The organism is Gluconacetobacter azotocaptans (assembly GCF_014174355.1).
GTDB lineage: Bacteria > Pseudomonadota > Alphaproteobacteria > Acetobacterales > Acetobacteraceae > Gluconacetobacter > Gluconacetobacter azotocaptans.
Genome location: NZ_JABEQF010000007.1, coordinates 35868 through 51468, shown reverse-complemented (window position 1 = coordinate 51468; position 15601 = coordinate 35868). Strand labels below are relative to the sequence as shown.

General features: G+C 58.9%; 11 protein-coding genes. 9 read left to right on the top strand and 2 right to left on the bottom strand.

What is annotated here, in order from left to right; genetic code table 11:
• The first annotated feature begins 63 nt into the window (after positions 1 to 63).
• From HLH34_RS11210 to HLH34_RS11170, 9 genes are all read left to right on the top strand, one after another.
• The gene (locus tag HLH34_RS11210) at positions 64 to 2823 is read left to right on the top strand and encodes a type I restriction endonuclease subunit R (RefSeq protein WP_183119672.1); all 2760 of its coding nucleotides are present in this window, start codon (positions 64 to 66) and stop codon (positions 2821 to 2823) included.
• Positions 2820 to 4307, top strand: coding sequence for a restriction endonuclease subunit S (locus HLH34_RS11205; RefSeq protein ID WP_183119671.1), 1488 nt, complete (start codon positions 2820 to 2822; stop codon positions 4305 to 4307). Before HLH34_RS11210 ends, HLH34_RS11205 begins: the two co-directional genes overlap by 4 nt.
• Positions 4304 to 5794 carry a type I restriction-modification system subunit M gene (locus tag HLH34_RS11200; protein WP_183119670.1) on the top strand — a complete coding sequence of 497 codons (1491 nt, stop codon included), beginning with the start codon at positions 4304 to 4306 and terminating at the stop codon, positions 5792 to 5794. Before HLH34_RS11205 ends, HLH34_RS11200 begins: the two co-directional genes overlap by 4 nt.
• Before the next feature lie 39 nt (positions 5795 to 5833).
• On the top strand, positions 5834 to 6070 hold the full coding sequence (locus HLH34_RS11195; protein ID WP_183119669.1) for a hypothetical protein: 237 nt from the start codon (positions 5834 to 5836) through the stop codon (positions 6068 to 6070).
• Positions 6071 to 6196: 126 nt separating this feature from the next.
• Positions 6197 to 6799: a DUF6680 family protein gene (locus HLH34_RS11190; protein WP_183119668.1), complete on the top strand. Its 603-nt coding sequence runs from the start codon at positions 6197 to 6199 to the stop codon at positions 6797 to 6799.
• Positions 6800 to 7712: 913 nt separating this feature from the next.
• A complete protein-coding gene (locus HLH34_RS11185; RefSeq protein WP_183119769.1) occupies positions 7713 to 8753 on the top strand; it encodes an NAD(P)-dependent alcohol dehydrogenase in 1041 nt (346 codons plus the stop codon).
• 62 nt (positions 8754 to 8815) lie between these two features.
• The gene (locus HLH34_RS11180; protein WP_183119667.1) at positions 8816 to 9784 is read left to right on the top strand and encodes an AraC family transcriptional regulator; all 969 of its coding nucleotides are present in this window, start codon (positions 8816 to 8818) and stop codon (positions 9782 to 9784) included.
• Between the two features lie 20 nt (positions 9785 to 9804).
• Positions 9805 to 10596: an SDR family NAD(P)-dependent oxidoreductase gene (locus HLH34_RS11175; RefSeq protein WP_183119666.1), complete on the top strand. Its 792-nt coding sequence runs from the start codon at positions 9805 to 9807 to the stop codon at positions 10594 to 10596.
• A 63-nt stretch (positions 10597 to 10659) separates the two neighbouring features.
• Complete coding sequence (locus HLH34_RS11170; protein WP_183119665.1) at positions 10660 to 11583, top strand: ABC transporter substrate-binding protein; 924 nt, start codon at positions 10660 to 10662, stop codon at positions 11581 to 11583.
• A 236-nt stretch (positions 11584 to 11819) separates the two neighbouring features.
• On the opposite strand, the gene HLH34_RS11165 is transcribed toward HLH34_RS11170, so the two are convergent.
• Both HLH34_RS11165 and oxlT read right to left on the bottom strand, forming a co-directional pair.
• Positions 11820 to 14117 carry a TonB-dependent receptor gene (locus tag HLH34_RS11165; RefSeq protein WP_183119664.1) on the bottom strand — a complete coding sequence of 766 codons (2298 nt, stop codon included), beginning with the start codon at positions 14115 to 14117 and terminating at the stop codon, positions 11820 to 11822.
• A 163-nt stretch (positions 14118 to 14280) separates the two neighbouring features.
• Entirely contained in the window at positions 14281 to 15531 is a 1251-nt protein-coding gene (oxlT, locus tag HLH34_RS11160) for an oxalate/formate MFS antiporter (protein ID WP_183119663.1), read from the bottom strand.
• Positions 15532 to 15601: the final 70 nt, after the last annotated feature.

Genomic DNA, 15601 nt, shown 5'->3' with positions numbered 1-15601 from the left:
CCCCGGCCGGCCGCTTACGGACGGCTACACCGTGCGCCTGCTTCTTGACGGGTTGCGGGGACGATGACGCCAGCCGCCAACCAGAACCCGGAACAGCTCGCGCGCGACCAGATCGACAAGCACCTGGCCGATGCGGGCTGGCATGTTCAGAACATGAAGGACCTCGACTGGTCCGTCGGTCAGGGCATCGCCGTCCGGGAATACCAGACCGACACCGGCCCCGCCGATTACGTGCTCTTTGTGGATCGCCGTGCCGTCGGCGTGATTGAGGCCAAGCCCAAGGATTGGGGCCACAAGATCACGACAGTCGAGGATCAATCGTCCGGTTACGCCTCCGCCAAGCTCAAGTGGGTCAACAACAAGGAACCGCTGCCTTACGTGTACGAAAGTACGGGCGTCATCACGCGGTTCACGGACGGGCGCGATCCCAAGCCCCGCTCGCGCGAAGTGTTCACCTTCCACCGGCCCGAGACAATGGCCGAATGGCTGTCCAAGCCCAAATCCCTGCGGGCACGGCTGCACGACATTCCGCCGCTTGATCCCGCAGGCTTGCGCGATTGCCAGATCACGGCGATTCGGAATCTGGAGAAATCGTTCCGGGAAGACCGCCCACGTGCGCTTGTGCAAATGGCGACCGGATCGGGCAAGACCTTCACCGCCATCACGTCCGTTTATCGCCTGCTCAAGTTCGCGGACGCCAAGCGCATTCTGTTTTTGGTCGACACGAAAAACCTCGGCGAACAGGCCGAGCAGGAGTTCATGTCCTACCTTCCGAACGACGACAACAGGAAGTTCACCGAGCTATACAACGTGCAGCGCCTGCGCTCGCCGTTCATCGCGGGCAGCAGCCAAGTGTGCATCAGCACCATCCAGCGGATGTATTCCATCCTCAAGGACGAGCCGCTGGATGAAAGCGTCGAGGAAGGCAACCCTGCCGAACGCCTCGTGCGCGGCAAAGCACCGTTGCCGGTCGTCTATAACCCGAAGATTCCGCCGGAGTTCTTCGACTTCATCGTCATCGATGAGTGCCACCGCTCCATTTACAATTTATGGCGGCAGGTGCTGGAGTATTTCGACGCCACGCTGATCGGCCTCACGGCCACACCGGACAACCGCACCTACGGTTTCTTCCACAAGAACGTTGTCAGCGAATACGGCCACGAACGCGCCGTGGCCGATGGCGTCAATGTCGGCAACGAGGTCTATGTCATCGATACGCAGATCACGCGCCAGGGCGCGCAGATCAAGGCGCAGCAGCAGGTCGAAAAGCGCGAACGCCTGACGCGCCAGAAGCGCTGGGAGCGTCAGGACGAAGACGAGCAATACAGCGCCACCCGGCTTGACCGCGACGTGGTGAACCCCGACCAAATCCGCACGGTCGTTCGCGCTTTCTGCGACAGCCTGCCCGTGATCTTCCCCGGCCGCGAAGAGGTTCCCAAAACCCTGATCTTCGCCAAGACCGACAGCCACGCCGACGACATCATCAACATCGTCCGCCAGGAGTTCGGGCAGGGCAACGACTTCTGCAAGAAGATCACCTACCAGGCCACGGAAGACCCGAAATCCGTCCTCGCGCAGTTCCGCAATAACTACAACCCGCGCATCGCCGTGACCGTGGACATGATCGCCACGGGAACGGACGTGAAGCCACTCGAATGCCTCCTCTTCATGCGCGACGTGAAGAGTCGCAACTACTTCGAGCAGATGAAGGGACGCGGCACCCGCACCCTTGACGCCGACAGCCTCAAGAAGGTTACGCCGTCGGCCAAGACCGCCAAGACGCACTACGTCATCGTCGATGCCATCGGCGTCACCAAATCCTGCAAGACGGCCAGCGAGCCGATCATCACCAAGCCCCATGTGCCCCTGAAAGACCTCGCCACCGGCGTGATGATGGGCGTTCGCGACGAGGACACCGTAAGCTCACTGGCGGGTCGTCTGGCGCGGCTCGACAAGCAGCTCGACGACAAGGAACAGGCCCGTATCGCGGAAACGGCGGGCGGCGTCCCCCTCCATGAAATCGTGCGCCGCCTGTTCGACGCCATCGACCCCGACCGCATTGAGGAAGAGGCGGTCAAAGCGGCGGGTGGTGAGCCGACCGACGCGCAGCGCGAACAGGCCCGGGACAAGCTCGTTGGACAGGCGGCAAACGTGTTCACCGGGCCGCTCATCAACCTGATCGACGGCATCCGCCGCGAGAAGGAACAGACCATCGACCACGACAATCTCGATACCGTGATCGGCCAGGGCTGGGACGGCGACGCCAAGGAAAACGCCGAGGCGATGGCCAAGGAATTTGCCGATTATCTTGCGGAGCATCGCGACGCGATTGAGGCGCTGACCATCTTCTACAGCCAGCCGGCACGCCGCTCGCACGTCACCTACGCGATGGTTAAGGCTGTCCTCGATGCGCTCAAAACCGACCGGCCCAAACTTGCTCCGCTCCGGGTCTGGCGGGCCTATGCGCTGCTCGACGAATACAAAGGCAGCGATCCGGTGAACGAACTGACCGCGCTGGTGGCGCTGATCCGCCGTGTCTGTGGGATCGACGCCAAGCTCGCGCCCTATGCCGACAAGGTACGACGCAACTTCCAGAACTGGATTTTGAAGCGCCACAGCGGTGCGGGCGAGAAATTCACCGAGGAGCAGATGGACTGGCTGCGCATGGTCCGCGACCACATCGCCACATCGTTCCATGTCGAGCACGACGACCTCGACATGTCGCCCTTCGACGCCAAGGGCGGCCTTGGAAAAATGTATCAGCTTTTCGGTGCGGGCATGAATAGCGTCATCGACGAATTGAACGAAGCGTTAGCGGTATGAATTCCGAGCAAGGAGCGCACAAACTCCTCCCGACGTCCTGGGCCACGGTGCGCCTTGGCGAGTTTGTGCAAAGCGAAAAGGGGAAGAAGCCAAAGCGCGAAAGTGAACAACCAAACGAGCGCTTTCGCTTTCCCTATATCGACATTGCGGCCTTTGAAGAAGGTAAGGTGAAGAGTTGGACCGACGGTGACGAATGCAGGTTCTGCGACGAGGGCGACTTCCTCATGGTGTGGGACGGTTCCCGGTCCGGGTTGGTTGGACGAGGAGTAAAGGGTGCGCTTGGCAGCACGTTAGTGCGAATCCGATTTGACGGAATGATCAATGATTACGCTTATTATTTTCTTCAATCCAAATACCTTGAGATAAATTCAAGGGCAAAGGGCAGCGGAACACCACATGTCGACCCTGATTTGTTGTGGAATTATGCTTTCCCGATTGCTCCGATAAATGAACAGCGTCGGATCGTAGAAAGAATTGAGACTCTTCTAACCCAGCAGGACAGCGCGCGCGACGCTCTCCTGCTAGCACAAAAGCAGCTAAAATTGTATCGGCATGTAGTGTTACGATCTGCTTATGAGGGAGAACTCACGAAAGAATGGCGGACTCATCAGAACTCTGCTTTCGAGACAGCCCAAGAGCTGGTGGCTCGCATACAGGCTGAGCGTGCCCCTAGACAAGGGAAGCGCCTGAGCACCCGTAAGGCCGCGCGCAATCCGAAGGACACGGATGCCTTGTCTACTGAAGAACGTGAAAAGCTTACAACGTTGCCGGATGTATGGGCTTGGATTCGGCTCGGCGAGCTTTTCGACGTATACGTTGGGGCGACGCCAAGTCGCAGCCGAAGTGAGTTTTGGGGCGGCAGTGTTAGCTGGGTGAGCAGTGGTGAAGTTCGCTTTGAGCGAATTCAAAAGACCAAAGAGCAAATTACCGATCTCGGCCTCGCCCACACATCGACCGTGGTCCACCCCCCTGGTACCGTTATGCTTGCCATGATTGGTGAAGGTAAGACACGTGGGCAGGCCGCTATTCTAGACATCTCAGCGTGCCACAACCAAAATACCGCTGCCATCCGCATCTCTGAGACCGACTGCGTCCCTGAATATTTATTTTGGTATCTACAATACCAATACCAAGTCACTCGCACGTTAGGCTCAGGGAATAATCAGAAAGCCCTTAATAAAGAGCGCGTCTCAAACATAACGCTTCCGCTTGCTCCCGTTAAAGAGCAACAGAAAATCGTCAATGAGTTAGCGGCAAAAATTTCGATTATCGAGCGGCTGGAAGATGAGGTACAGGCCGGGCTTCAACGAGACGAAATGCTACGCTTGGCGATATTCAAGAGGGCGTTTTCGGGGCGGTTGGTCGCTCAAGATAGTCGAGATGAGCCAGCCTCTGAGCTTCTGAGCCGGATACGCGAACAGGCTATTAGGTTGAAGTCGAAGAAGCAGCCTGCCAACAAGAACGGCAAGAAGGAGGCCGCATGAGCACCGCCCCCATCGTCTCCAAGGTCTGGAGCTTCTGCAACACGCTACGCGACGATGGCGTGGGCTATGGCGACTATCTGGAGCAGCTTACCTATCTGATCTTCCTGAAGATGGCGGATGAATACGCCAAGCCGCCTTACAAGCGCGATGTGGGCATCCCGCCCCAATACACCTGGCCGAACCTGAAGGCCAAGCGCGGGGCGGAGCTGGAAACCCATTATCTTTCGCTTTTGCGCGAATTGGGTACGCGCAAGGATGTGCTCGGGCAGATTTTCACCAAGGCCCAGAACAAGATTCAGGACCCGGCGAAGCTCTACCGCCTCATCGACATGATCGACGAGGTGCAGTGGGTGAGCATGGGAGCCGATGTCAAAGGCGACATTTACGAGGGCCTACTCGAAAAGAATGCCGAGGACACCAAATCCGGTGCGGGGCAATATTTCACGCCGCGCGCGCTCATCAAGGCGATGGTCGAATGCGTTCGGCCGGAACCGGGTAAGTCCATCGCCGATCCGGCCTGCGGCACGGGCGGATTTTTCCTCGCCGCATACGATTTCCTGACCAACCCCGCGAATTACAGGCTGGATCGGGATCAAAAAACTTTCCTCAAGCACAAGACCTTTTACGGTAACGAGATCGTCGCCAACACGCGCCGCCTGTGCCTGATGAACATGTTTTTGCACAACATCGGCGAGATCGACGGCGATGTGTTGATTTCGCCCAACGATGCCCTGGTCGCGCCCAGCGCGCAGAGCTTCGACTATGTGCTCGCCAATCCGCCCTTCGGCAAGAAAAGCTCCATGAGCTTCACCAACGAGGCTGGCGAGGAGGAGACGGACGACCTCACCTATAACCGACAGGATTTCTGGGCCACGACTTCGAACAAGCAGCTTAATTTCGTTCAGCACATCCGCACGATGCTGAAAACCACGGGCCGCGCCGCCGTTGTCGTGCCCGACAACGTGCTGTTCGAGGGCGGGGCGGGCGAAACCGTGCGTCAGAACCTGCTCAAGACCACGGAACTGCACACCATCCTGCGCCTGCCGACAGGAATCTTCTACGCCAACGGCGTGAAGGCCAACGTGATCTTTTTCGACAACCGCGAGGCAGCCAAAGCCCCCTGGACGAAGGAGGTCTGGTATTACGACTATCGCACCAACATCCATCACACGCTGAAAAAGAAACCGCTGCGCTTCGAGCATCTGGCGGAATTCATCAAATGCTACAACCCGCAGAACCGCCACAAGCGCAAGGCGACATGGGATGCGGTGAAGAACCCCGAAGGCCGCTGGCGTAAGTTCACCTATGACGAACTGACCGCACGCGACAAGACGAGCCTCGATGTCTTCTGGCTCAAGGACAAGAGCCTCACCGACCTCGACAACCTCCCCGAGCCGGACGAGCTGGCTGAAGAGATCATCGAGAACCTTGAAGCAGGGTTGGCCAGCTTCCGGCAGGTCTTAGCCGGGCTCGGGAAAGTGGCATGAAGGGGTGCTAAGGTCTCGGCTGAAATCAGGAGAGCACGCATGACCAAAATGATTGACGGCGTGTATGCGGCCTACATGACCGGCGCTAATGGACAGGGCTTTGCGATGTTCGTTTTTCAAAGTGGGATCATCGTTGGTGCTGACCCGCTCGGAGTGCTCTATGACGGTGAATATTTACCCGGTGCTGACTCGGAGCCGATAACCGGCAAAGTCACCGTGCGGGTGCCGCCCAATGGCACCGTTATCCAGGGGGTACGTCGGGGCCGTCGGGGATGAGTTATGAAGTCCCGCTTGCGCTGGTGCGCGAGTTTGAACAACTCGATTTCTTGAAAATCGAGACGCCGCTTGGTCCTGTCAATGTCAAGCTGAAAAAGATGCGGTCTCTAACACGAGAAAGCTAACATGAGCTGGAACGATCCGGCCGTCATTGCGGCGGGGCTTAGCGCCATCGCTGCCGTCGCGGCAGCCATTGCCACTTGGCGAGCCCCACTTTCCGCCGCGAAAATGGCGGAGACGCTGCGACGGGTGGGCGATATTGCCCAGGATGTCCGCCGCTTTAAGCTCAATATCTTCACGACCATCATGCAGGCGCGCGCGACAATCTACGCTGACGATTCGGTGCGAGCTCTAAATTCGATTGACGTGGCGTTTGCGCATTCTACGGCAGTGCGTGAAGCCTGGGCGGAGCTTTTCCAAGCTTTGGGTGCCCCCAATGTTCCGCCTCATGTGATGGATGAGCGCATCCGTAAATTGCTCCGCGAGATGGCCATCGATCTCGGCATAGCGGATCAGTTGCGGATGGATGATTTTAGTCGCGTCTACTATCCAAATGCACTGCAACAGCAACGTCAAATCGAAGACCTCCAAAGGCGTGAGGCATTAGCGAGGTTGACGGGTCAAGCTCAACCGGCTGCCAATACCGTCACGACGGCCGCGACGACCACTGCAATCGGGTCGCCCTGGCCCCCTCCGCCTGATGCCTCGACACCAGGAATTACCGGATGATCCTCACAGTCATTGTTGGAGTCATAGGGGCCACGATATGGTTCTAACCCATTGTCGGATCGGGCTCACCGCGAAGCTCAGCCCTATGGTCCGCATTCTCGCGAAGCTCGTTTACAATGCGCGCACGTTTATGATGGGAAGGATCACCATATAGAATCCACGAATCCAGCGCCCTTACCCTGGTGGTATCGCAGTTGGTATGGGTTTGGAGCGAGGGCGGAAAGCTCAATACTTACAACGCGCACTCAAACCCATTGACCATCGAGTGGAGTGATTCTTGCCGATCCCCGAGTACCCTGTCCCGTCCGGGAGCGGCGCATAAATATTTGATATCTCATGACAATCCATCCGATGGGGTTTGTGGACCATCGGATGGAAGAGATCGCCGACATATTTCCTGACGGGGCGCTTCTCTGTTGCAACAGCCGACTTTGCCGAATACCTGCAGGATATGAATGCCCTTTGACGGCCGGATTATCCGATGAACGGATGGCGCGAGACCGTTGCATTCGGCAAGTCCGGTCCAATTGGACTGTTATTCGCGCGTGCGCGAACTATGCCTCGACGCCTCAGGGGTGGCGGCAGGTCCACGAGATCCTGCGCCAGGCTTCTGTGCCTCCCTGTAGCCCTGTTGGATTAGGTCCGCAGGGCCGCATCATTCGAGATGACAGGCCGCGGCAATTCCGGGGCGGGTTACTTCCCGATGTTCCAAATCTGCGGCGACGATCCCGCCAGGAGCGGTAGTCAAACCGAACGGAATTTCCATTCCGGATCACGATTTGAGGAGTACGCAAAAGAGTATCAGCCGTCGGAAGAAAACGATCTAGACGCCTGCGTCGGCGCTCGTCTCTAAATTGGGGCAACAACAAGCGGCCCCGACAGACCCGTCGAAAAGGCCGCGGGAGGAAAGATGATGGCCGTCGCTCTCGTTCTCGAACGCAAGGACGTTCTCTCCTTGCGCGACATCGACATTCCCGAAACGCTAGGGCCGCGCGACGTGCGGGTGCAGATCAGCACGGTGGGCATCTGCGGCAGTGATGTGCATTATTACACCCATGGCCGGATCGGCCATTTCGTGGTCGAGGAACCGATGGTGCTGGGCCACGAGGGCTCGGGCGTCGTGGTGGAGATCGGCGCGGCGGTCACAAATCTGAAGGTCGGCGATCGGGTCTGCATGGAGCCGGGCATCCCCGACCCGACCTCGCGCGCATCGAAGCTCGGTATCTATAACGTCGATCCCGCCGTCACCTTCTGGGCGACGCCGCCGGTGCATGGATGTCTCACCCCGCTGGTGGTGCACCCTGCCGCCTTCACCTACCGCCTGCCGGACAATGTCAGCTTTGCCGACGGTGCGATGGTCGAACCCTTTGCGATCGGCGTGCAGGCCGCCGTGAAGGCGAAGATCAAGCCCGGCGATACCTGCGTGGTGACGGGCTGCGGGCCGATCGGGATAATGGTGGCGTTGGCGGCCCTTGGCGCCGGCGCAGGCAAAGTCATCGTGTCGGACATTGCGGCCCCGAAGCTGGAAATCGCGGGACGCTATGCCGGCATCATCCCCGTCAATGTCGCGCAAAGTTCGCTGCGCGATGCCGTGCGGGCGGAATGTGGTGAAGGCTGGGGCGCGGACGTGGTGTTCGAGGCCAGCGGCAGCCCGCGCGTCTATGACGATGCACTGGCCGTCGTGCATCCCGGCGGTACGCTGGTGCTGGTGGGGATGCCGGTGGACAAGGTGTCATTCGACATCGTTGCCGCCCAGGCCAAGGAAATCACAATCGAGACCGTGTTCCGCTACGCCAATGTCTATGACCGGGCAATCGCGCTGATCGCGTCGGGCAAGGTCGACCTGAAGCCGCTGATTTCAGGGACCTACAATTTCGCGGACTCGATCGAGGCGTTCGAGCGCGCGGCGTCTGGCCGACCTGCGGATGTGAAGTTGCAGATTCGGATGATGTAGGGTCCGTAACCGGAAAACGCCCATCGAAATCTATCCTGTGCTCGGGAAGAAGAACAGAAACAATGGTATACAGCACTTCTTCGGCCCGAAAGGCGCGTGCGGAGATACCTGTATTTGAAATTGTGCGTCGCGAGCCGCGCAATAGCTTTGTCTGGCATACGCATGATTATCCGGCGCCATGTGCCCGATGGAATTATCACCCCGAATATGAACTGCATCTGATCACCAAGGGAGGTGGTCAGTATGTGGTTGGCGACTATTTCGGATTTTTCACGCCGGGAAATCTTGTTCTGATCGGGCCGAATGTGCCGCACGGCTGGTTTAGTGACGTGACACCGGGCGAGGTCGTGCAGGACCGCAATGTGGTTCTGCAGGTCAGCCGTTCATGGTTTGACGGGCTTATGACGCTCTGCCCGGAACTTGATGTCCTGCAGGATCTTCTCTCGGCGTCACGATATGGGGTCGAATTCCTTGGCCCGGCGGTTGCTTGCCTTGGTACGCGCCTTATCGAAATCGGCACGATGGATGATGCCGCGCGGATTCCTGCCCTTATCGATCTGTTGCTCGATCTGGCCCGGTGCCCGCGTCGAACATTATGCAGCGCAGGACTGAATCTGTCTTTGGATAACATGGAGACAGAAAAAATAGATTTGATAATAAGGAACATAATAGAGAATAACGTCGTTTTCTATAATCAAGCCGAAATGGCGAAAGAGGTGGGGCTATCCGCGTCGGCGTTCTCTCGGCAGTTCCGGCGCGCCACTGGCGACACGTTCGTATCTTTTATGAAAAAGCTGAGGATCGGAAGGGCATGTCAGTTGCTGATGACAACGGACCAATCGGTTTCCGACATCAGCGCGGCCACCGGGTTCAGTAACCTGTCCAATTTTAACAGGCAGTTTCTCCAGCTTCGCCAGACAACCCCTTCACGATACAGGCGAGACGTCCGTCGCCTGATGAAACATGAGGCGGGATCAGGCGAAATCCACGGCGAGAAGTCGGCCGGCGTGCACGGCCAGCACCTGCAATAGAGAAAATCAGGAGAATTATTATGGATTTGGGCCTGAAAGGTAAGGTTGCGGTCATTACGGGCGCCAGTGTCGGTATCGGGCTGGCTGTAGCGAAGGGGTTGGCCGCTGAAGGCGTCGACCTTGTGCTGGTAGCGCGGCACAAGGACCGGCTGGACGAGGCGGCAGGGCAATTGTCTGCGGATTTCGGCGTGCGGGCGATAGGTATAGCGGCGGATGTGGCGACCGCGGAGGGGGTCGATGCGGTTCTTCGGGGCGTCGACGACGGGTTTGGCGGCACGGACATACTGATCAACAACGCGGGTACCGGCTCCAATGAAACGGTCATGGAGGCGGAAGATGCGAAATGGCAATTCTATTGGGACCTGCATGTCATGGCTGCCGTACGTCTGGCGCGCGGTCTTGTACCAGGCATGAAAAGACGCGGCGGGGGCGTCATTCTTCATAATGCGTCGATCTGTGCGACGCAGCCTCTGTGGTACGAGCCGATCTACAATGTCACGAAGGCGGCATTACAGATGTTTTCCAAGACGCTCTCTACGGAGGTTATTGGCGACAATATCCGCGTCAATTGCATAAATCCGGGCCTGATTCTGACACCCGATTGGATCAAGACGGCCAAGGAGCTGACGGCGCAATCGGGTGGCGACTGGGAAGCCTATCTCCAGGGCGTTGCGAACGAGCACGCGCCCATCAAGCGCTTTGGCACGCCGGAGGAACTGGCGAATTTCTTCGTGTTCCAATGTTCGGAGAAGGCGAGCTACAGCGTCGGCTCCACCTATTTTGTTGATGGCGGCATGCTCAAGACCCTCTGATCTGCCGCGTGGCGGCATCAATCACGCGTCGCACTCTGCGGCGCTAAGGATAAGAGAAAAAACATGAAGTGCCTGAAAGAAATCGCGCTGATTGGAACGATGCTGGCCTGCGGTGCGCATATGGCCAATGCCAAGGAATTGCGCACCGTAGGGGTGTCGGTCGGTTCGCTGGGTAATCCGTATTTCCTGTCCCTTGTGAAGGGGGCAACTGATGCCGCGCACAAGATCAATCCGGACGCGCGGGTGTCGGCGGTATCGTCGGATTACGACCTTGGCAAACAAGCGTCGCAACTCGACAATTTCATTGCCTCCGGCGTTGATCTCATCCTGCTGGCTGCCGCCGATCCTCATGCGGTCAACGCGGCGGTAAAACGGGCGAAGGCGGCCGGGATCGTCGTGGTGGCGGTGGATGTGGAGGCCGATGGCGCCGACGCCACGATCCAGACCGACAATACGCAGGCGGGAAGGGCATCATGCGCCTATCTTGCCTCCGCCATCGGGGGCAAGGGAAATGTCATTATCCAGAACGGCCCGCAGACCTCGTCGGTGATCGAGCGCGTCAGCGGATGCAAGGAATCCCTGGTCAAGTATCCGGATATCAAGATCCTGTCCGACAACCAGAACGGCAAGATCTCCCGCGACGGGGGAATGGATGTCATGATGGGGTCTCTGACGCGCTACCCTGATTTTCAGGGTTTGTTTACCGTATCCGATCCGCAGGCGATCGGCTCCAATCTTGCGGCCCGCCAGTTGCAGCGGACAGGTATTGTCATCACGTCGGTCGACGGCTCGCCGGACGTCGTCAACGCGCTGAAGACCGATACCTTGATTCAGGCCACCGCCAGCCAAAGTCCGGCCGAACAGGGGGCCCTGGGCGTTCAGACGGGCTACGGCCTCATGAACGGGAAGAAACCCGCGCAGACTGTGACACTGCTGGCGCCACAACTCGTCGATCGCAAGAATGTCGCCTCCTACAAGGGATGGTGACGCGCGTCCGAACGGCGGCCGACATCGTGGAGTGGCAAGGCAGCGGACGTCTTTGATGGCTCTTTTGACGATATCAACGAGACCGCGAGATCCATGACATGCACTCTTTCATCGGACGGTCTCGCAAAGCCATCGCGTGGAAATGTTACTCAGAATGCCGTCAGGTGCCGACGGCGCTTATTCCCGTTTTCAGCAGTTCGTCGGGCTGTTCCCGAGGGACGCAGATGGATATGGCGTCAGAAGTCGGCTTCTAACGTGAAGTGAAACGTGCGCGGCAGGCCGGCGTAAGCGCTGCTGCCTGCTTGCGTGGTGCTCAGCGAGCCGTTGTTGGTCGCAGGATAGAGGGACGACCAGTACTGCTCGTTTGTGACATTGCTCACGCCGAAGCGGGCCGCCCAGGGGTGGCGTGCCACGAAAAAGGGATAACGCGTGCCGAGATCAAGGGTGACGTAAGAATCGGCGAATGCCGAATTCGTCACGGTGGCGGCACGACGGCCCACGTAATGGACGTTTGCATTGACCGCCAGGCCCGAAGCAAATGCACCGTGCGGTATCGGCAACCGGTAATCCAGCAGAATGTTCGACTGAATGGGCGGCGCGCCTACGACCTGCTTGTTGTCGGTGGCGGCATTGCCGGTATCGCCGATCTGCGCGTCAAGCCAGGTCATGCCAGCCAGAACCGACAGGCGCGGGGTAATATATCCCTGCACCATAGCCTCGACACCATAGTTGGTCTGCATGCCGAAGGTGCCGAATTCTCCCGCCTCGTTCATGAATGCATAAGGCCGGTTCATGCGAAACCCGTCGACGGTGAACAGCAGCTTCCGGTAGCTGACCTTGTAGCCGACTTCATATTCCTCGCTGCGGAAAGGCTGGGTCATCTGGTTCGCATTCGTGGCCGAGACGGGCGCCTGAACGCCGGCCTGGATAGCGCGGCCATAGGTAAAATAGGCTGTCTGGTTATCGACCGGCTTGTAAAGCAGGCTGGCCATGGGGCTGAACGCGGCATCAATGTGCTTGCTGCTCCAGCCAAGTGGCGTCGTGTACGAATATGAGGTGTTGCCATCCTTTACCGAGGTGGCTTTCGAGAGCCGGTTATCCTGGCTCAGCCAGTTCCAGGTCAGCGTGCCCATGATGGACCAGTGCCGGTCGAAATGCAGGGTATCGCCCAGGATCATCGCCTGGTTGCGCACGTAAGCCGATTCATAGCGCCCATGATAATAGGGCTGCCGTCCGGGCAGAACGGTGGGCGCATACATGTTGGACTTGCCCAGGGTAAAGCTCTGGCCCGAGGTCGGGTTGTAATTCCCCATCATGTAGCCGTTTGTACCGATAACGATGTCGTGCGAAATGAAGCCTGTATGAAAATGCCCGTTGATATAGGCTAGGTTGCTGCCCACCCGGAAGTCATTCGCGGTCGTCGCGGCCGCGATGGTCTGGGTATACTGGCCGACGGGGCCGGTCGCAGCCAAGGCATTCGTATTGCCGAAGCTCTGCCGGAGCGAATCCTCATAAAGGCCGCCTAGGGTGAAGCTCCAGTCCTTGTTGATGGTATGTTTTATCTTCGCCAGGTACATATTTGTTTCCATATTGTAGCCGGCGTAGTCCTGGCCCAGATGGGGCTTGCTGAGATCGGGCGCCTTTGGCAGGTAGGTCATGCCAAAGGGGATATTGAAGCCGGGAGCGGTGCCGCGCTGGACATAGGTATAGTGGCTGGCATCAAGCTCCAGGACCGTCTTGGAATCGAAATGGATGTCGAAATCGGCGCTGACGAGATTTCGGCGCATCCAGCTGTCCTGGACATAGGTCGTGCCGTCGCCATGCAGCAGATTGATCCGGTATCCAAACCATTTGTTCTTGCCGATCCGGCCCGACACATCGGCATTTTCCATCAACTGTCCGATTGAATCGACGCCAACGACCAGGCGGTTGATCGGCGTGTCTGTCGGCCGCTTCGCCGTATAGGAGAATGTGCCTGCCGGGTTCTGCGCCCCGTATAGTGCGCCGGCCACGCCGTTGAGAACCTGCACATCCTCGAACATTTCCGCCGCATACGGCGTGGTCGAGGTCATATTCAGCCCGTCGATACGGGTATTCGCGACGACGTCCGCCTCGAAGCCGCGTGATTGAGGACGGCTGGTATTCGGGTCGCCGCGGACTTCCAACTGTACCGAAGGCATATAACCCATCAGGTCATTCAGGTTGCGTGCCTGCTGATTGACGAGGACGTCGTGTGGTACAGATTGAATCGACATCGGCGTATCCAGGGCACTCTTGTTGCCCAGGGGGCCGAGATAGGCCGACTTCTTGTTATAATCGGCCACGGCGCCTGAGACATTGCGCCCCGTTACGAGAATATGCTGGGCAGTAGGCGTGTATTGCGAGGCAGGCGCATGCTGTTGCGGACCTGACACGGGCGGGCGGGAAGGGTTGGCAGGTTTATTTTCAGCAGCGTGCGAGGCAGATGACAGCAGGACGAGGCCAACTCCAGCAATAGTAAAGGGCTGCCCGCTTTTGCGCTCTTTCCAGTTCATATCGTGCGCCTCCCGCCGCCTGCCGTTTGTCGATATACAGACGGATATAGACGATTTCGGCCATTTGTCTATATCGGGGCGGATATTATTCCCCAGGAATGTTTTGTCGTTTCATTTTGAAGTGGCACACTTCTTGTCTTGTATTGATCGAGGTATTGGTCCGTCACGCGGGACGCATTGGCAGGCCCACGCCTGAAACAGCCTGCGCGTCCCGTCGCCGCGCGAAGCGGCGGCGCATCGGGCGCAGCAGGGCAATTGCCAGCAGCGCGGTCAGCAGGTCTCCGCCGATGGCGCAGGCGAAGACTGGAAACCAGGTGTCGCTGGCCTGATGCAGCCATGCGGCCAGCGGACCGCCCAGCACCGCGCCGACGCCCTGGGCGATATACAGCATCCCGTAGTTGCGCGCGGCGTCCCGCGTGCCGAAAATATCGGTCAGCGTCGCCGGAAACAGGGAAAAGATCTCGCCCCAGCCCAGGAACACGACCCCGGAAAGCAGCACGAAGGCCACCGGGTGGTGCGCCAGGGCCAGCCAACAGCTCAGCGCCACGGCCTCGAGCGTGAAGGCGAGGGCCATCGTCCGTTCGCGCCCCATCAGATCGGATATCCAGCCGAACAGGGGCCGTGTCACGCCGTTGGCGACCCGGTCCAGCGTCATGGCCAGCGGCAGTGCCGCCATGCCGGCGACGGTCAGATGAGCCACCTTGAAATCGCTGGCGATCTGCGCGAGTTGCGAGGTGACCATCAGGCCCGAGGTCGCCATCGTCGCCATCATGAAAAACATGACCCAGAACACAGGCGTTTTCACGGCCACCGACGTGGGATAGCCACTAGCGTTCTCGGCGATGTCCTCAGAGGCATCCGGGGTGCGCAGGAACCAGGCCGCCATGATGCCGGCGACGGCGATCAGGGCGCCGAATGCGGTCATCGTGCCCCGCCACCCCGACCCCGCCAGCATGTGCGAGATCGGAAACGTGGTCAGCATCGCGCCCATGCCGTACCCGGCCGCCGCCGCGCCGGCCGCCATGCCCCGGCGTTGCGGAAACCATTGCATCAACAGCGACACCACGCCGACATAGACCGTGCCGGTGCCGATCCCGCCTGCCACGCCATATGTCAGATAGAGCATGGTCAGGCTGTGCGCCTGCGCCGCGGCGACCCAGCTCAGACCGGTCAGCACGATCCCCGCCATGATCAGGCTGCGGGACGGAACATGCCGCGCGATCCATCCCTGTACGGGTGAAAACAGCGTCTGCAGGATGATGAGCAGCGAAAAGGTGACCTGAAGGGCGGCGGCGCTGACGCCGAATTCCGTCCTCAGCATCGGTGTGAACAGGGTCCAGACATATTGCGGGGAGGATATGGCCGCCATGCAGGCCAACCCGGCGATCATCTGGCGCCATCTGGGTTCGATCATGACTCTATCCTCTTGCGGAGATTCTGGGGCGCCAGCCCGATCCTTCCCGTGGGGGCGGGTTGGACCGGAT